Raw genomic sequence first — 17,222 nt, forward strand, 5'->3', positions numbered from 1 at the left:
CTGAGATCAGAGCATTTCAAGCAAAGGCATAATGCGTTCGCGGTCCCGTTTTTGGGGGCGGCCCTATTCATGGTGCTGCTTACTTTCCCTGCTCATGCGGTGCTCGCACCGAATGTCGAGGCAGGCCGGGAACTCGCCTCCGTGACCGAGGCGGTCGGAAAGCGCTTTCCGGGCCAGCCCATCCAGAGCATCACCCGGCAGGATTCAGGTTCTTACGATGTCCGGGTCGGAACATGCAGGTTGAAGGCCAGGATCGTCACGCAGCCGACACCACAAGGCATGGTTGGTCCACGGCAATATACCGTGCGGTTGACCCGGCCCAAATGTGCGGCGGCGAAACAGTAAATCCCGGCTGGTTTACATTTGCACGGCTTCGTCGTCCTCCGGGGAGACGAGCCGTGTGGCGCGCCACTCGGTGAGTTTCGCGTTGATCGCATCCAAAACGAAGAACCGTGCCGAATCCCTGTCATAGCCTTCGTCGCGCAGCGCGTCGTAATCGGTGTGGGAATGGCGCACATGCGCAACGGTCGCGAGCCACACGGCAGTGGAAGGCGGCAGCGTCTTCATATGCGGAGCAAGTGCTGCGGCGCGGATAGGTTCGGAGTCCGAATAGGGGACGGCCGGAAGCAGAAGCGTCAGCGATTTGGCGATTGCCTTCTGGCGATTGGTGCCTGCGCTCATTCTGCTCTCCTTCCATTTCCGCATGCGCCTGAAAATCGGAACCGATTTCAGGATGCACGACGCTTGGCTTCCTGTCTGGAACCTTATTCGTGCATCCGTAAGGCGTGCGGCGCTCATTTGCGAATCCCTTACGCCGCCCATTCTGCATGAAAAGTCCTTGCGTCGAAATTGTTTTCCATATAAACATATCTTTATGTCTTTTAGTCAGCCCGAGGGCCAAGTGATGAGCAGTTTGCAGCTGCAACTCGATCAGATGGTGGATGTGTTGAAAGCGGTGGCGGAGCCAAGCCGCTTGCGCATTCTGGCGCTTCTGGCGCGGGGCGACCTGACCGTCTCGGACCTCACGACGATATTGGGGCAATCCCAGCCGCGTGTTTCGCGTCATCTGAAGCTGCTGGCCGAAGCTGATCTCATCGATCGCTATCAGGAAGGGGCGTGGGCCTATTTCCGTCTCGCGGACAATGCGATCAGCGGTGATCTGGCGCGCGGGCTTCTGGCGCGCCTCGACAGTGCCGATGCGCTGGTCGAGCGCGACATGGAGCGGCTGTCGCAGGTGAAGTCCAGCCGTCAGGAGAAGGCAGCCGCCTATTTCAGCGCCAATGCGGGCAGCTGGGATCAGATACGCAGGCTGCATGTTTCCGAAGACGCGGTCGAAGTGGCGCTCAAGAAAATAGTCGGCGACAAGCCGTTTCAGGCCATGCTGGATGTTGGCACGGGCACTGGCCGGTTGCTGGAGCTTTTTGCGCCGCTTTACCTTCGCGGCGTCGGTATCGACATCAATCGCGACATGCTTGCCGTGGCGCGGGCCAATCTCGATCTGGCGGCAATCGGCAATGCTCAGGTTCGTCAGGGCGATGTCTATGCACTGCCTGTCGAGCGCGAGAGTTTCGATCTGGTGACCATTCATCAGGTTCTGCACTTTCTTGACGACCCGCTGGCTGCGATCAGGGAAGGCGCGCGGGCGCTACGCCCCAACGGGCGGTTGTTGATCGTCGATTTTGCACCGCACAGGCTTGAGTTCCTGCGCGAGGAGCACGCGCATCTGCGGCTCGGCTTCAGTGACGAGCAGATGCTGGGCTGGATGAGGGATGCCGGTCTTGAACCGGAAAAGACACTGGAATTGGAGCCGAAGGCTACCAACGGAGATCAGGGGCTGACAGTGAAGCTGTGGCTTGCCCGCGATCCGCGCCTTCTGATCGCCGACCCGGTGTCGAAAACGATAGAGCGCGTTTCGGCTTGATGAAGTCAGACGGAAGCGCACTCTAAATATTTGTATTCACGGCATTATGCGACGCCCGATGTTTCAATCTGGCTGCAAAATGCTCCGAGCATGACGGAGACAGTTAGATGGGTTTTTACGGTCTTTCCCGCCGACCGGACGTTGGCCAGACCACCCGGGTATCGTTCGAATTCTTCCCTCCCAAGACGGAAGAAATGGAACAGCGTCTCTGGGATACGGTCACGCGGCTCGCCCCGTTGCAGCCCGAATTCGTTTCGGTGACCTATGGTGCCGGTGGTTCCACGCGGGAACGCACGGCGCGCACCGTTGCGCGCATTCTCAAGGAAACTGACGTCAAGCCCGCCGCGCATCTGACCTGCGTGGATGCGACGCGTGAGGAAGTCGACCGTGTGGTGCGCGAATTCGCAGCGCTTGGCGTCAATCGTTTCGTGGCGCTGCGCGGCGATCCGGCGGCGGGTATAGGCGAAAAATATGTGCCGACGCCGGGCGGCTACCAGAACGGTGCCGAACTGGTTTCCGGCCTGCGCAATATTGCGGATTTCGACATTTCAGTTTCCGCCTATCCTGAAAAGCATCCGGAAAGCCCGGATTTTGCAACTGATATCGATATGCTGAAACGCAAGGTCGATAATGGCGCGACGCGCGCCATCACCCAGTTCTTCTTCGAGAACGATCTTTACGAGCGTTATGTCGAGCGGGTTCGCCGCGCAGGCATCTACATCCCCATCGTTCCGGGCGTGCTGCCGGTGCATAATTTCAAGCAGGTCAAGAATTTCTGCGCGCGGTCGGCGACGCATATCCCGGCCTGGCTGGCCGAGCGTTTCGACGGGCTGGATAACGATCCGCAGACGCACCAGCTGGTAGCAGCCGCAATTGCCGCCGAACAGGTGATGGATCTGATCGAACGCGGCGTGCAGGATTTCCATTTCTATACGATGAATCGCGCCGATCTGCCCTTTGCGATCTGCCATATGATCGGCATAAGGCCGAAGGCGGAAGCAGCGCTGGAAATGGCCTGAAACAAAAGAAAGCCCGGCGATTTCGCCGGGCCTTCTCGTTTTCGTGCGGGTCGGCCTATCCTCAAAAACCGAAGCCGCCGTAATGGTTTAGGCCATTTCCCTTAGAGCATTTCCTGTTTAGGCTGGTGTCTTTATCCCGAAACCGGTTCCCACTTTCGGGAGACATACTCTAAGGGATGACCCCTGCTATCAACGCTGCAACAAATGCAAATGCCGCACAGATCATGAGGACATTCAAAGATCGCGTAAGTCCCATTGGTCTGTCTCCTTCATATGCGCCCGACTGGTCGGACGCGCGCTGGTAGGAAACCGGAATCTAAGCGCAAAACGCCCCGAACAAAAGAAGATTTCGTTCTGCAATCTGCCGTGATAGAGGAATAAACCTATTGTTTACCCTCTAAACTATTGAAATATTTGACCAGAAAAATTTGTTCACATTTCATGAAAAAGACATCGAACTGCCACGTTTGGTGCTGTTTTCGCCGCACTTGCCACAGCTTTTTTGGCACGTTTTTAGCCCATTTCAGCGAATTAGCGCCAGATATGCCGATAAGGTGAGGACAGATATCACAGTCGAATAGAGGATGACGTTGGAGGTTATCGCCGCTTCGCGACGATAATGCTCGGCCAGCATGAACGGGCCGGTGCCCGTCGGCAGGGCTGCCAGAAGCGCGGCGCTCTGCGCCAGCAGGGGCGGCAGTCCGAACACATGGACCGCCAGCAGCCAGGTTGCGAGCGGCTGCACGATAAGCTTCACCGAGACCAGGAAGGCGATGGCATTCACGCTTTCACGTTCGATCTTGCGCGGCTGGGCGAGGAACAGGCCAAGGGCCACGAGCGCGCAAGGCGATGCGGCACCGCCGAGCATATTGAGGAAGGTTTCCGCCGGGGCGGGGATCGCGAGTCCCAGAAAGGACACCACGGCACCAAGCGCTGGAGCGACAAGCAGCGGATTGCGGATCAGGGATCGCACGACCTTCCAGATGAGACGGAGTGGCTTCTTTTCCGTTTGCAGGCCGATTTCGATCAGCACGATGGCAAAAGCGAAGGTGACGCAGACGGTGATGATGATCGAAATGGTTGTCGCGGCCAGAACGCCCGAGCCGAAAGCGATCATCGAAAGCGGGATGCCCATATAACCGGTATTGGGATAGGCGGCGTTCAGGCCGTCCAGCGCGGTATCGGCAAGCGGCATTTTTCCGCGCAGCCGCACCAGAAATGGCAATGCGAAAGCAATGGCGCTTGAAAGCAGAAACACTGCGATGAAGCCTAGCTGCCACAGCTCGCTGCCATGGGTGTTGGCCATAATGTCGAAGAGGAGGGCAGGCAGTGCAAGATAGACGACGAAACGGTTCAGCTCCGCTATCGCATGCGGCCCGAGAATTTTCAGCCTGAAGGCACCCCAGCCGGAGAAAATCAGCGCGAAAACGGGAAGGACGACGAATAGCGTTGTGAGCATGGAGCGCATTTCAGTTCGGGAAAGGAAAAGGCGCGGGCTTTGAACTCCGCGCCTTGTCGAATATCAGAGCTTGTCGAGAAGCTCCTGCGTTGGCCAGGAATCGGCGGGCATTCCGAGGCGCAACTGTTCGGCGCGCACGGCATCGCGGGTGGCTACACCGAATACGCCGTCGATCTTGCCCATTTCATAGCCGCGCGCCTGCAGCTTGGTCTGGAGTTCCTTCAGCTGGTCCTGCGTCAGGCCCGGAACCGGGTTGCCGGGATCGAAGGCAGGCGCACCCGCCAGACGGGTCGCGAAATAGGCCGCCGTGGTCGCATAGACGATGGACTTGTTCCATTCCACGAACACGTCGAAATTCGGATAGGACAGGAAAGCCGGTCCCTTGCGGCCAAGCGGCAGCAGAAGCGACGCATCGCCATCATCCGGGCCGAGCGGACCATTGAGGCCGGTCACGCCCTGTTCAGCCCACCAGGAATGCGGCTTGCGGTTGGTGCGGATCGCTTCTTCCCAAGGCAGGTCCTTGGTGAGACGAACTTCCTCGAGCCATGGCTGGCCGCGTTTCCAGCCGAGTTCTGAGATCATGCGACCGGCGGTCATCATGGCGTCGGGAACGCTGTTCTTCAGATCGACCTTGCCGTCGCCATCGCCGTCGACGCCACGTTCAAGATAATCCTTCGGCAGAAGCTGCATCATGCCGATTTCGCCAGCCCATGCGCCGGTGGTCGCCGCATCCACGACACCCTGATCGAAAAGCTTGAGAAGGGCGATCAGCTGCGGGCGGAACAGGTCCGGGCGGCGGCAGTCATAGGAAAGGGTGACAAGCGCATTGAGCGTGTCGAAATCGCCTTGAATGGCACCATAGTCGGTTTCCAGGCCCCAGAAGGCGGCAAGGACTGGTCCCGGTACGCCATAGGTATCTTCGACCTTCTTGAAGACATCGGCATATTTGACCAGATTGTCACGGCCCTTCTTCAGGCGCGCTTCCGAGATGAGGCGCTTGGAAAATTCGGTGAAGGTCAGGTTGAAGACAGTCTGCTTGCGGTCGCGGTCGAGCACCTTCTGCTCAAGCATGGCCTTGTGCAGTTCGGCGATGCCCTTCTCGCCGACACCGGCGTCACGGGCTTCCTTGGTCAGATTGTCCATCCACTGGCCGAAATCGATCTCGCATTCCGGCTTTGGAAGATTGACGGCGTTTTCAGCCGGGGCCGCAGCAGGCGCAGGGGACGCGGCGGCCTGTGCATTGGACATGGCTGTCGATGCCAGCAGGGCGGCTGCGATAACTGAAGCGAACAACTTCATTGGTAACTCACACTAATAAACCGGGAGCAGTAGCTCCCTTCCGAGGATTGTTTTGCTATTGCCCCAACAAGCCCCGGAAATGAAGCAAAACTTGGTGTGAACTGCCAAACTGGGCCGTGTTAGCGGACCTTGTTGCTTTCCAGCCACTTTTTCCACGTATTGGCGTCACCTGCGAAGACGTTGATGTCGGCGTCGCCCTTGATGCCGGGAATGGAGCCGGTACCGGTATATTGCCAGAACGTCCACGGATGCGGTCCGTATTTTTCGTCAGGATGACCGGCGACGGAGCGCAGCCAGAACGGATAGTCCGCCATCTGCCGCAGATCGTTGTCATCGAAGAAATCGACCGTCGTGTAGACGATCGGGCGCTTGCCGTAATGTTTTTCCAGCGCCTGCAGGAAGATGCGCATTTCCTTGCGCACGACCGCTGCGTTGGGGCGCAGCTTGCAGGTTGGCGACTGCGGGTTCCATTCCATGTCGAGAACGGGCGGAAGCGCGCCGGGGTCACGCGGCACATTCTGGATGTACCAGCGCGCCTGCTCGATCGCCGGACGGCAGAAATAATAGAAATGATAGGCGCTCCGCGCGATGCCTGCCTGACGGGCGCCGTTCCAATGTTCCTGAAAGCGGTCATCGACCCGGTCGCCGCCTTCGGTCGCCTTGATGAAGGCAAAGGAAATGCCACTGGCGCGAACGGCGCTCCAGTCAATATTGGTCTGGTACTTGGAAACGTCCGTGCCGTGGATCGGATAGTGCCACGGCGTCTTGCCGGTCCAGTCGTGCGGGTCGCGATCCCCGAAACGGGGTGCCTTCACCGGGCCTGACGGCGGTGGAATGCGGGCTACCGAACCACCGGATTTCTTTACGTCGGAAAAGTCGTAGTCCACCGTCGTGCAGGCGGAAAGAAGTAAAGCGCCGAGGACGAGAATGCTGCAGCTGGCCAGACGGTTCATATAGTGGTTCCGTGTCGCGAATCAGTCCTCTAACGGTTACGCGATCCGGAGGCGGACGTCACCAGTCTGCCGGGCAAGTTTGCTGCTAATCTGTTGAAGTGGCTGGCATTGCCGAACGAACGACCGCTATCCAGGCAAAGCCGCGATACAGAATGCGCTTTTCAACAGTGGCGTGCCGTTCCTGTGCGAGCTGATCGCAAACCGCAAAAAGGTCGCCGCGCGGTGTGACGTGGAACCATTCCAGCCATTTGAACAGAACTTTTGCGAACCAGCGCGGCAGGCGAGACTGATCGCCGAAATCGACGATATGCAGTTCGCCGCCCGCATTGAGGTGCCGGATGCTTTCCCGGATGACCGATTGCCATTGCGGGATCATCGACACCGCATAGGAAATGAAAATCCGGTCAAAGCCCGCTTGTCCGAACAATCGCTCCGGATCGAATTGCGCCGCATCGGCCCGGTCGAGGCGGACGCGGCTTTCGATGCCGGCGCGTTCTGCCGCCCGGCGGGCGGTATCCAGCATTTCCGCGGAAATATCGATGCCGAAGAGCGTGGCGTCAGGATAACGTTCGGCAGTCTTCACCAGATTGCGGCCCGTGCCGCAGCCGATTTCCAGAACCGTGCCGTTCCGGGGAACGTCCAGCCCCGCAATCATGGGATCGCGGCCCAGAAGATAGTATTTGCGGGTTGCATCGTAGAAATGCCGCTGACGGCGGTAGACCCGATCCATGAGGTTGGCGTGGTCCATTCCCTGAACGCTCCATGGGCTGCGCAGCATGTCAGGCATCCTTCAAGATATAGAGGTGGAAGCCGCCATAGATCGACGAACGGTCGCGATCATGCAAGGCGCGGGACTCGTCGGCTCGATATTCCCAGCGATCCAGTATCTCTGGTGCTACCCGTCCCGGAAGCAGGCTCGGTTCGGCAGCGGTGCGGAAGATGACGCGGGCGTTCGGCGCGGCCGTGCGGGTGATTTCGATCCACAGCGCGTTGAGCTGTTCGTCATTCATCCAGTCCTGCGCATCCAGCAGGATATAGCGGTCGACGGAAGCGGCGGGCTTGGCGGCGAGAAAATCGGTATAGCTGGCGTTTTGCACCGTCATGCGATCGGCACGCGCCCGCACCGTTTCGAAATTGCTGCGCGACAGATAGGGCGGCAGGGGACCGGTCTCCTCATTGCCGCTATAGCCGCGCCCGAAGGCCTGCCACGCGAAATAATTGTCGGTGAGGGGAAAGCCGCAGGCGAGTTTCTCAAGGCGGCTGCGCAGGACGAGCGCCATGTCGCCATTCCCGGCGGTAGCAAGGGCATCATATTGCTGCGGCGGTATGCCGAGCCCGAACAGGGACGATTTGCGGGCCGTCGCCCAGCGCACCATGCGTTTTTCAAAAAGCGGTGCCAGCGCGGTGTCGAAGAAACTGCGCTGCTCTTCCATGGTGCGCGCCTTCAAGATGTCGCGCGGATCGATCCCATAGAGCCGCGCAACGCGGTGGCCCATTCCGATGAAGACGCCAAGCAAACCGTGGCGATAGAGGTCGCGCCAGAAAATGGAAATGCGCTGGCGGCCGTTCCACTTGCGCTTTTCCCAATAGGCGCGGCTTTCGCTGTCGAGGTGCGGGCGGATGAAGCGCTTGTAGGCCGCCAGATTGGTCTTGTCATCGGCCTTGCCGTAGAAGCGGTAGAAGGCGTTGTAATCAGGCAGGTTTTTGACGGCGGCGAGCTTAAGCCGGTTGAACGCGACGTGCGCCCGATTGAGATCGACCGCTTCCACGCATGCCGGATCGGCGGTCAGGTAGGACATGGCATTGCATCCGCCGGAAGCGATGGTGACGATGCGGTGGCCGGGCTCGATGGCAAGTGCTGCCATGTCGACTTCCGGGTCTTCCCAGATTTGCGGATAAACCAGCCCCTTGAACAGCCACGCGAACAATCTTTCGGAAAAGCCTGCGCGCGAAAGAGCGTTGTTTTGTGTCACAGCACGCTTGAGAATTGTGCCGCCTGTTGCCTGCTGTGTCATCAAAAGTTCCCCTGATTCTCGAATCCCGACTTCGATTTTGCAAAGTTAAACATCGTCCAATGACAGGGACGTGACGAAATAATTGCGGGCTTATAAACGGGAAAAAATGGGCTACTGCTCTGTAATACTATCGCTTTATTACGTTCGGTAAGACTATTTGAGAGAACTTTTCCGCGCTGCTGCCGTTTTTCGGTGTGAAGGTCCAGTCGACAGGACTTCTGTGTCGATGAGCGACCATAAAGGTGATTGGCCGGGTAAACCGGCCACGCACGGAGAAACAGCGAGGCGTTTGGCAAGCTTGCCATTGATGCCTGAAACCAGGCCAAGAGCCTAACCTAGGAAGGAGAGCCTAAGTGAAGAAGTTTCTGATTGCTTCTGTCGCCGCCGTATCGCTTCTCGGTCTTGCAGCTTGCAATGACAAGAAGGACGACACGAACAACGCACCGGCACCATCCACGCCGGCAGCGCCTTCGAACAATGACACGACGCCAGCGCCGACCACTCCGGCCACTCCGGCACCATCGACGCCGGGTACGGGGACCGCACCTTCCAACTAAGGGTGTGAAGTCGTGACTGCTTTGCAGGCGGATGGCGATCCGGTGTCGGGTCGCCATTCGTGCTTGACGGCTTCGGCCGGTTTCGGATTTGACATGAACGCTAAGGCAACCACAGTGGGAAAAGACGGGCACTCTGCGTTTTCCGTGTTTCAACGCAGGCTCTGTTCGGTTATGGCTTTCGTCATGAACCGTAACTTTCTCTTTTTCATTTCTGCGATCGTTCTCGTTGCGCTTGCCGCATGCGGCAAGGGAGATGACGAGAGCGCTGCCACGACCAATGGCGGAGAGCAGGGCGCTGCCGCCATTTCGCAGCCTGCCAAGCCTGCAGAAAGCACGGGTACAGAAAAAGGTCCCGATCTGGTCAAGTCGCTTCGCGAGAGTTCAGGCGTGGTGACCCCGGAAGAAAAAGCCGCCGCCATCGAAAGGGCCCGCGCAAATGCGGTTGCCGCCGCTGAGTCGGTGGGCCAGACGGATGAGCAGGCACAGGCGGCTGGAGAGGCTGCGGCTGCTGCCGCACAGCGCTCCTTCAACGACCGCGAGCCGCAGCAATAATGTAAGAGCCTGTTCCAACAGTCGTCGTGCCGGTCTGCAAATGGCGCCTTTCTGTGTTCCGGTGCTCACGTATCTTTAAGTACGCTCCGCTCCGGTACTCGAAAATCACCATTTTCGCCACGGTCCGACGCTTTTTGATTGAGGCTCTCAGCCTGCGGTTCGATATTCTTTCTAAATGTTTGTTTTTTCAACTTTCGCCTGCCTAGGCGGTTTTCAGTCCTTTCGGAATTCTATAGAAAAGTGCCATGTCGATTTGGGTCCGCATCGGTGAGTTTGTCACGTCCGTGGCGTCGAATGCCATTACTGGCGTTATCGAAGCCGTGCGCACCGTTTTTGAAGGCGATGCCGACACGCGCCGCCGGGTGGCTTTCTCCATCGCGATGATCGCGCTTTCCGCCAAGATGGCCAAGGCGGACGGGGTTGTCACCCAGGATGAAATCCGCGCCTTTCAGGACATATTCGCGGTGCCGAAGGAAGAGACGGCGCATGTCGCGCGGCTCTACGATCTCGCCAAACAGGATGTTGCGGGCTACGAATCCTATGCGCGTCAGCTTGCCGGATTGTGCAGCGAGGGGCAGACCGACTGTCATCTGCTGGAAGACATCCTTGACGGGCTTTTCCATATCGCTACTGCCGATGGCTATGTGCACGAAAAGGAAATGGCCTTTCTTGCAGGCGTGGCGGATATTTTCGGCTATGACGAGGCGGCCTTCGACCGTATTGCGATCCGGCATGTCCAGCGCGGCGCTGACGATCCCTACGCCATTCTAGGGCTGGAGCGCGGCGTGTCCTTCGACATGGCCCGCAAGCGTTATCGCGCACTGGTGAAGGAACACCACCCTGACCGGCTGGTGGCCGAAGGGTTGCCGCTCGAATTCATAACCATTGCCAACAGGCGTCTTGCGGCGATAAACGCAGCCTGGGCGAGTATCGAGAAGAATCTGGAGGCTGCATGAGCAGCGCACACGAAATCGAGAACGAATTGTTGGAGGAGCTGGCGCTTGTCCGGCCTGATTTCGTCGGTGCAATGCTTGACCCGTCGCCCAATTTCGGTCCGCGCCGCGACGGCAAGGTGCCAACCTTTCTCATTCTCCACTATACGGGTCTGGCAACCGCCGCAGAGGCTGTGCAGGTCCTGAAGTCGCCGGACATGGAAGTTTCCGCGCATTATCTCGTCCATGAAGACGGGCGGATCGTGCAGATGGTATCGGAAAAGGCGCGGGCCTGGCACGCAGGCCAGAGCTTCTGGAAGGGCGAAACGGACATCAATTCGGCTTCCATCGGCATAGAGATCGTCAACCCGGGCAACCTCGAGGATTATCCGCCGTTCAAGGATGCGCAGATCGAGGCGGTTATCCGCCTTTGCCGCGACATATGCGAGCGCCATGCCATCAGACCGGAGAATGTGCTGGCCCATTCGGACATCGCTCCGTCCCGCAAGACCGATCCCGGCCATAATTTTCCGTGGAAGCGGCTTCATGAGGCAGGTATCGCCCATTACATCGAGCCGACGCCGATCCGTGGCGGACGGTTCCTAGCAAGGGGCGAAAACGGCCAGCCGGTCGAAGCCTTGCAGTCCATGCTGGCGCTTTACGGCTACGGAATTGCCATCACTGGCATCTTCGATGAGGATACGGAGACCGTGATTAAGGCCTTTCAGCGCCATTTTCGGCCACAGAATGTGGACGGCGTGGCCGATGTTTCTACCATAGATACCCTCTACAGGCTGATTTTTTCCCTGCAAAATGTTACCGCCTGACGCGGCACGAGCGATCTGTTCGTCCAAGGGGCAGTATTTCAGATTTTCGTAATGTTTTCATAAAAATAGATCGATCCAGTCCTGTTGCAGCGGGGCTGTGACGCCGGTTCGCTGCGGTCGCGCATGAATCGCTAATGTTGCAACCTGTAAGACTATTTTACTTTTGCAACCAATCTTCAGCTGCATTTCCCCGCCAATTCATTCGTCAATCCCAGCGGTCACGGGCTCTTACAGGCCATATCGGGCGGGATCAAAAAACAGGATCGTCTCCCCCAAGACAGGCGGTCTGACAAAAGAAACGTTTCAAGACGGTAGGTTATGAAAGTAAAATTTGTTGTTGTTAGCGCCCTTGTCGGCGCGATGAGTTCGTTTGGCCTGAATCCGGCGCTGAGTGCCCCTTCAACTGAACCGACCAACCTCGCAGCTCTCCTCAAGGCACGCCAGCAGAACAAGTCTGCCGCGGCGGAAAAGCCAACCACAGCGCCCAAGAAGGCATCGGTCGTCAGCCGCCGTGCGGCCCCGGCCACAAAGGGTTCCACCGGCAAGCGTTCGCAGTCGAAAGACACGACGACCGCCCGTAACGCCAAGGGCGGCGCCTATTCCACCATCATCAACCGTTATGCGTCGACCTATGGCGTGCCCTCCGCACTGGCCCATGCGGTTGTGCGTCACGAGAGCAATTTCCAGCCGAATGTGCGCGGCAAGGCCGGTGAAATCGGCCTGATGCAGATCAAGCTCTCGACCGCTCGCAGCCTCGGCTACACCGGCTCCGCCAAGGGCCTCTACGAGCCCTCCACGAACATCCAGTTCGGCATGAAGTATCTCGCCATGGCGCAGAAGCTCGGCGGTGGAAGCACCTGCGGCACGATCCTGAAATACAATGCCGGTCACGGCGCAACGCGCATGAACCCGACCTCTGCGAAGTATTGCAGCTCGGTCAAGGCCTATATGAGCGCTCTCTAACAGATTTGCGTCGGCGGTCGCGTAGAGTACAGGCAGCCTGATGCGAACGGAAAGCCGACAGTGGCAACACTGTCGGCTTTTCTGTTGTGACGAGATTTTTTCGAAATCCGGTTTCACTGTCGCGCTATCGTTGCTATATGCGCCGTGTCAGTCGGTCGGGCAGCCGCGCCTGTCATATGCCGAAAGGCGGCAGGTGAGGAAAGTCCGGGCTCCATGGAAACACGATGCCGGGTAACGCCCGGCGGGGGTGACCCCAGGGACAGTGCCACAGAAAGCAGACCGCCCCGTCTTCCGTGCCGTTGCAATGACGAAACGGCAGGGATGACGGGGTAAGGGTGAAAGGGTGGGGTAAGAGCCCACCGCGTCGGCAGCAATGCAGACGGCACGGTAAACCCCATCGGGAGCAAAACCGAATAGGGACGGCGCGTCGGTTCGCAAGGGCCGGCAATCGGTTTCCGGATCAGCCGTCCGGGTGGGTTGCACGAGGCGGGTGGCGACATCCGTCCCAGATGAATGGCTGCCACGTCGGGCGCAAGCCCGGCCATACAGAACCCGGCTTACAGACCGGCTGACAATTTCCTCCAGGACGGTTTCGATCTTCCAACGCAAGAAACGGATAGTTGCGTTGCGGCCGAGGCTCTAATTGGGACCTCCACGAAATCATGGAGGTTCACTATGACCAGCTTGAAGGACAAGGTTGCAATCATTACCGGCGCGTCATCCGGGATAGGACGTGCGGCCGCATTGCTCTTTGCAAGAGAGGGCGCGTCGCTGGTGCTCAACGCGCGCGGACTCGCGGGCCTTGAGCGCGTCGCACAGGAGATCGCGGCGTTTGGCGGAAAGGCGCATTGTGTTGCCGGGGATGTGTCGGAAGCCCGGACCCATGCGGCGCTGGTGGCAGCGGCGAAAGATGAATTCGGCGGGCTCGATATTGCTTTCAACAATGCCGGAACCGTCGGTCCCATCGCGCCGCTTGCCGAAATCGCGCCCGGCGATTGGGAAGCGGTATTGGCGGGTAATCTCACTTCCGCATTTCTGGGAGCAAGATCGCAAATCCCCCTCATGCTCGAACGGGACGGCGGCTCGATCATCTTCACCTCCACATTTGTCGGCACGAGCGTCGGCATACCCGGCATGTCGGTTTACGGAACCTCGAAGGCGGCTCTCATGGGGCTGGTGAAGGGCATAACCGCCGATTACGGCGTCCGTGGTATCCGGGCAAATGCGCTTCTGCCGGGCGGTGTGGACACCCCCATGGGCGGAGATGAAAAACACAAGGAATGGGCCGCCGGTCTTCATGCGATGAAGCGGATCGCACAGCCGGAAGAGATCGCGCAGGCTGCGCTGTTTCTGGCGGGTCCCATGTCCAGTTTCGTTGCGGGGACAGCGCTTTATGCCGATGGCGGCAATGCTGCGGTAAAATGAATGAAAGGGCGGCTCTGCGATGCAGGGCCGCCCTTTTGAAGCGCTTCGGGCCTTAGATGGGCACGCCGGTCAGGAAGTCGTAAATCAGCTTCATGTTCAGGACGATGATGATTGCAGCGGTGATGGCGGCAAGCAGTGTGACCCAGCGCGGAGCGACAAGTGATCCCATCTTCTTTTTCTCCGCCGTGAACATCACAAGCGGAATGATCGCAAAGGGCAGTTGCAGGCTCAACACGACCTGAGACAGGATAAGCAACTCGGTCGTTCCCTGAGAGCCATACATGATCGTCACCACGGCAGCCGGAACGATGGCCACGAACCGGGTGATCGCACGGCGCAGCCACGGCTTCAGGCGAATGTCGATGAAGCCTTCCATGACGATCTGCCCTGCCATGGTCGCGGTGATGGTGGAGTTCAGCCCGCAACACAGAAGCGCAATGGCAAAGAGTGTTGGCGCGAGGGCCGAGCCGAGCAGCGGGTTCAGGAGAGCATGTGCCTTGTCCAGATCTTCGACAGCGGTATTGCCGGTGGCGTTGAAGCTCGCAGCAGCCAGGATCAGGATCGACGCATTGACGAGCAGCGCGAATGTCAGCGCAATGGTGGAATCCCATGTCGCAAAGCGTATGGCCTCGCGCTTTTCAGCGCTCGTATGGCCGTAGTCGCGCGTCTGGATGATACCGGAATGCAGATAGAGATTATGCGGCATCACCGTCGCGCCGATGATGCCAAGCGCAATATAGAGCATGTCCGGATTGCGGATGATCTCGGTCGTGGGGGCAAAGCCTTTGATGACTTCACCCCATTGCGGCTGCGCCATCAAAATCTGAATGAGGAAACAGAGCGCGATCACGCCAAGCAGCGTGATGATAAGCGCCTCGACGCGGCGGAATCCCTTGTTCTGGAGATATAGCACCAGAAGCACGTCGGCTGCGGTGATGATGACGCCGATTTCCAGCGGAATGCCGAACAGGAGGTTGAGGCCGATGGCCGTGCCGATGACTTCGGCAAGGTCGGTGGCACAGATTGCAAGTTCCGCCAGAAACCAGAGCGGCCATGCGAGAAAACGCGGATAGGCATCGCGGCAGGCCTGAGCCAGATCGCGGCCCGTCGCGACTGCAAGGCGAGTGCAAAGCGCCTGCAGGAGCACGGCCATAAGATTGGACAGCAGAACGACGGAAAGCAGCGTATAGCCAAAGCGGGAGCCGCCAGCCAGCGAGGTCGCCCAGTTGCCGGGGTCCATATAGCCAACGGCTACCAGATATCCCGGGCCGAAAAAGGACAGTGCGCGGCGAAACTTCGAGCCGGAGCGATTGACCCTGATCGAGCGGTGGACATCGGACATGGATGCTTCACCGCGATCGCGCCGCCAGCCTTCAAATGTAACTTCGCCAGCGCCGGACGAATTTTCTCCATATGGAGCCATCATAAACGCCTTGATGTCGTAATGCAGTTGCAAACTATTTGCATTAAATACGGCAAGGACGCGGAGACGTCAACAGGGGGCAGGGCATCACAAATCATAAGCTTGTGATGCATAGCGTGTGGGCCAGATGTGATGCGTTGAATGAAACGCGCTCCGGTTTTCGGTCGATGCCGCGAAACTGCTCCCAAAAAAATCTCTGTTGAAAGTTCCGCGGCTGAGCGGGTTCCGGCGCGAAGCCCATCCAAAGGATAACGCTTCATTAAGCTTAATATCCGATAACTGACGAACGAATCCGTCATGCCCTCAAGTCGACGGCAAATGGGCGGAATCCAAAGGCAACACTCAGGCATGTCTCCCGAAAGCGGGAAGATGCTCTCAAGCGCAATGCGCCTTAGATAACGGGCTGCGTACCCGGGAAAGGATCGGAATGATGGCAAGCCTCGGCGGAGACAATTCTCAAGCCGGTGGGGCTGAAGTCCGTCACGTTCCGGTGCTGATTGCCGAAGTGATCGATGCCCTGAAGCCCGCATCTGGCGCGGTGATTGTCGATGGGACATTCGGCGCGGGTGGTTACACGCGTCGCATACTCGAAGCGGGTGCGGACGTGATCGCGATTGACCGCGATCCGACTGCAATCGAAGCCGGGCGGGCGATGGAAAAGCAATTTTCGGGCAGGCTCAATCTGGTCGAGTCCCGGTTCTCTGCCCTGGACGACGCGGTCTCGACGGTCAAGGGAGCGCGCAGCAAGGTGGACGGCGTTGTGCTCGATATTGGCGTGTCGTCGATGCAGATCGATGAGGCCGAGCGCGGCTTCTCCTTCCAGAAGGACGGTCCGCTCGACATGCGCATGTCGAAAAAAGGGCCGAGCGCTGCCGACGTGGTCAACCGTCTTAAGACCGGCGATCTGGCCCGCATTTTCAATTTTCTGGGCGAGGAACGCCATGCGGGCCGCATTGCGCGCATGATCGACAAGCGCCGCACGGCACAGCCTTTCACGCGCACGCTCGATCTTGCCAATGCCATCGAAACGCTGGTCGGTCGCAACCCGAAGGATCGCATTCATCCGGCTACACGGGTGTTTCAGGCGCTGCGTGTCTATGTGAACGACGAGTTGGGCGAACTGGCGCGGGCGCTGCTTGCTGCCGAGCGCATCCTGAAACCGGGCGGTCGGCTGGTTGTCGTGACCTTCCATTCGCTCGAAGACCGCATGGTGAAGCGTTACTTCGCGGACCGGGCGGGCGGCAGCGCCGGATCGCGCCATCTGCCGGAAACGCATGTCCGTCTCGCGAGCTTTACGCCTGCGGTCAAGGGTGCGGTCGGCCCGACGGCTGAGGAAGAAGAACGAAATCCGCGTGCGCGCTCGGCGAAGCTGCGCGCCGGAACAAGGACGGAAAATCCGCCACTGGAAGACGATCTATCGCTTTTCGGATTGCCCAAACTGCCCGAGACGAACGAACTGGCCCGGAGTTAAACGAGTGCTGCGTACTTTCGACATCATCATGATAGCGGCGATGCTGGTGGCGGCGACCGTCACCTACACGATCAAATATGACGCCGAAAAACAGATCGCGGTCATCGCCAAGCTGAAGCGGCAGATCGACTCCGAGAAGGACACCATCACGCTGCTGCGCGCCGACTGGGCATTGATGAACCAGCCGGGCCGCTTGCAGAGCCTCGTGGGCGTCTATGAAAAGGAACTCAATCTCCAGCCGATCGAAGCCGAACAGCTTCTCCTTGGCGTCAACGAAATTCCGGAACGCCCGGTGGACGATATCCAGAAGATCATCTCCGGCAGCGACGAACTGCTGGCAAGCGGCGTGCTTGAAAAGGATGCCATCACGACCGGCAGCGTCAAGAAGAGCGGGGCGAGGCACTGA

Annotated in this window: 17 protein-coding genes, 1 other RNA gene and 1 pseudogene; 12 read left to right on the plus strand and 7 right to left on the minus strand. The window is 58.7% G+C overall.

What is annotated here, in order from left to right; genetic code table 11:
* Positions 1 to 69 precede the first annotated feature (69 nt).
* On the plus strand, positions 70 to 345 hold the full coding sequence (locus tag JNC63_RS10030; protein WP_245670681.1) for a hypothetical protein: 276 nt from the start codon (positions 70 to 72) through the stop codon (positions 343 to 345).
* Between the two features lie 12 nt (positions 346 to 357).
* Here JNC63_RS10030 and JNC63_RS10035 read toward each other — a convergent pair whose 3' ends face one another.
* Positions 358 to 681 carry a DUF2293 domain-containing protein gene (locus tag JNC63_RS10035; RefSeq protein WP_063620838.1) on the minus strand — a complete coding sequence of 108 codons (324 nt, stop codon included), beginning with the start codon at positions 679 to 681 and terminating at the stop codon, positions 358 to 360.
* Positions 682 to 904: 223 nt separating this feature from the next.
* Here JNC63_RS10035 and JNC63_RS10040 point away from each other — a divergent pair, with 223 nt between their 5' ends.
* Both JNC63_RS10040 and metF read left to right on the plus strand, forming a co-directional pair.
* Positions 905 to 1,921, plus strand: coding sequence for an ArsR/SmtB family transcription factor (locus JNC63_RS10040; RefSeq protein ID WP_006471669.1), 1,017 nt, complete (start codon positions 905 to 907; stop codon positions 1,919 to 1,921).
* Positions 1,922 to 2,028: 107 nt separating this feature from the next.
* On the plus strand, positions 2,029 to 2,940 hold the full coding sequence (metF, locus tag JNC63_RS10045; RefSeq protein ID WP_063620840.1) for a methylenetetrahydrofolate reductase [NAD(P)H]: 912 nt from the start codon (positions 2,029 to 2,031) through the stop codon (positions 2,938 to 2,940).
* A gap of 523 nt (positions 2,941 to 3,463) precedes the next feature.
* Here metF and JNC63_RS10050 read toward each other — a convergent pair.
* From JNC63_RS10050 to JNC63_RS10070, 5 genes are all read right to left on the minus strand, one after another.
* Positions 3,464 to 4,399 (minus strand): AEC family transporter, encoded by a 936-nt coding sequence (locus tag JNC63_RS10050; RefSeq protein ID WP_063620842.1) that lies wholly within the window; start codon positions 4,397 to 4,399, stop codon positions 3,464 to 3,466.
* A 63-nt stretch (positions 4,400 to 4,462) separates the two neighbouring features.
* Entirely contained in the window at positions 4,463 to 5,698 is a 1,236-nt protein-coding gene (locus tag JNC63_RS10055; RefSeq protein ID WP_063620844.1) for a lytic murein transglycosylase, read from the minus strand.
* A gap of 119 nt (positions 5,699 to 5,817) precedes the next feature.
* A complete protein-coding gene (locus tag JNC63_RS10060) occupies positions 5,818 to 6,651 on the minus strand; it encodes a glycoside hydrolase family 25 protein (protein WP_063620846.1) in 834 nt (277 codons plus the stop codon).
* A gap of 85 nt (positions 6,652 to 6,736) precedes the next feature.
* Positions 6,737 to 7,429 carry a class I SAM-dependent methyltransferase gene (locus JNC63_RS10065; protein WP_063620848.1) on the minus strand — a complete coding sequence of 231 codons (693 nt, stop codon included), beginning with the start codon at positions 7,427 to 7,429 and terminating at the stop codon, positions 6,737 to 6,739.
* A 1-nt stretch (position 7,430) separates the two neighbouring features.
* The gene (locus JNC63_RS10070) at positions 7,431 to 8,666 is read right to left on the minus strand and encodes a BtaA family protein (RefSeq protein WP_063620849.1); all 1,236 of its coding nucleotides are present in this window, start codon (positions 8,664 to 8,666) and stop codon (positions 7,431 to 7,433) included.
* A 353-nt stretch (positions 8,667 to 9,019) separates the two neighbouring features.
* Between JNC63_RS10070 and JNC63_RS10075 the strand changes: the two genes are divergently transcribed.
* The 7 genes and pseudogenes from JNC63_RS10075 (at position 9,020) to JNC63_RS10105 (ending at position 13,922) form a co-directional block, all read left to right on the plus strand.
* Complete coding sequence (locus JNC63_RS10075; protein ID WP_006471673.1) at positions 9,020 to 9,223, plus strand: hypothetical protein; 204 nt, start codon at positions 9,020 to 9,022, stop codon at positions 9,221 to 9,223.
* 133 nt (positions 9,224 to 9,356) lie between these two features.
* A pseudogene (locus JNC63_RS10080) lies at positions 9,357 to 9,775 on the plus strand (hypothetical protein).
* 245 nt (positions 9,776 to 10,020) lie between these two features.
* Positions 10,021 to 10,731 (plus strand): J domain-containing protein, encoded by a 711-nt coding sequence (locus JNC63_RS10085; RefSeq protein ID WP_021586890.1) that lies wholly within the window; start codon positions 10,021 to 10,023, stop codon positions 10,729 to 10,731.
* On the plus strand, positions 10,728 to 11,534 hold the full coding sequence (locus JNC63_RS10090; RefSeq protein WP_063620853.1) for an N-acetylmuramoyl-L-alanine amidase: 807 nt from the start codon (positions 10,728 to 10,730) through the stop codon (positions 11,532 to 11,534). Before JNC63_RS10085 ends, JNC63_RS10090 begins: the two co-directional genes overlap by 4 nt.
* Positions 11,535 to 11,852: 318 nt before the next feature.
* A complete protein-coding gene (locus JNC63_RS10095; RefSeq protein ID WP_063620855.1) occupies positions 11,853 to 12,497 on the plus strand; it encodes a lytic transglycosylase domain-containing protein in 645 nt (214 codons plus the stop codon).
* Between the two features lie 147 nt (positions 12,498 to 12,644).
* An RNA gene (gene rnpB / locus JNC63_RS10100) (RNase P RNA component class A) lies at positions 12,645 to 13,073 on the plus strand.
* Between the two features lie 99 nt (positions 13,074 to 13,172).
* Positions 13,173 to 13,922 (plus strand): SDR family oxidoreductase, encoded by a 750-nt coding sequence (locus tag JNC63_RS10105; RefSeq protein ID WP_063620857.1) that lies wholly within the window; start codon positions 13,173 to 13,175, stop codon positions 13,920 to 13,922.
* A gap of 52 nt (positions 13,923 to 13,974) precedes the next feature.
* Here JNC63_RS10105 and JNC63_RS10110 read toward each other — a convergent pair whose 3' ends face one another.
* Positions 13,975 to 15,345, minus strand: coding sequence for an Nramp family divalent metal transporter (locus tag JNC63_RS10110; protein ID WP_036592933.1), 1,371 nt, complete (start codon positions 15,343 to 15,345; stop codon positions 13,975 to 13,977).
* A 427-nt stretch (positions 15,346 to 15,772) separates the two neighbouring features.
* On the opposite strand from JNC63_RS10110, the gene rsmH reads away from it, so the two are divergent.
* Together rsmH and ftsL are read left to right on the plus strand one after the other, a co-directional pair.
* On the plus strand, positions 15,773 to 16,816 hold the full coding sequence (gene rsmH, locus JNC63_RS10115; protein WP_063620859.1) for a 16S rRNA (cytosine(1402)-N(4))-methyltransferase RsmH: 1,044 nt from the start codon (positions 15,773 to 15,775) through the stop codon (positions 16,814 to 16,816).
* A 4-nt stretch (positions 16,817 to 16,820) separates the two neighbouring features.
* Complete coding sequence (gene ftsL, locus JNC63_RS10120; RefSeq protein WP_006467228.1) at positions 16,821 to 17,222, plus strand: cell division protein FtsL; 402 nt, start codon at positions 16,821 to 16,823, stop codon at positions 17,220 to 17,222.

Origin of the sequence: Brucella ciceri (assembly GCF_041930145.1) — a bacterium.
Taxonomy (GTDB): domain Bacteria; phylum Pseudomonadota; class Alphaproteobacteria; order Rhizobiales; family Rhizobiaceae; genus Brucella; species Brucella intermedia.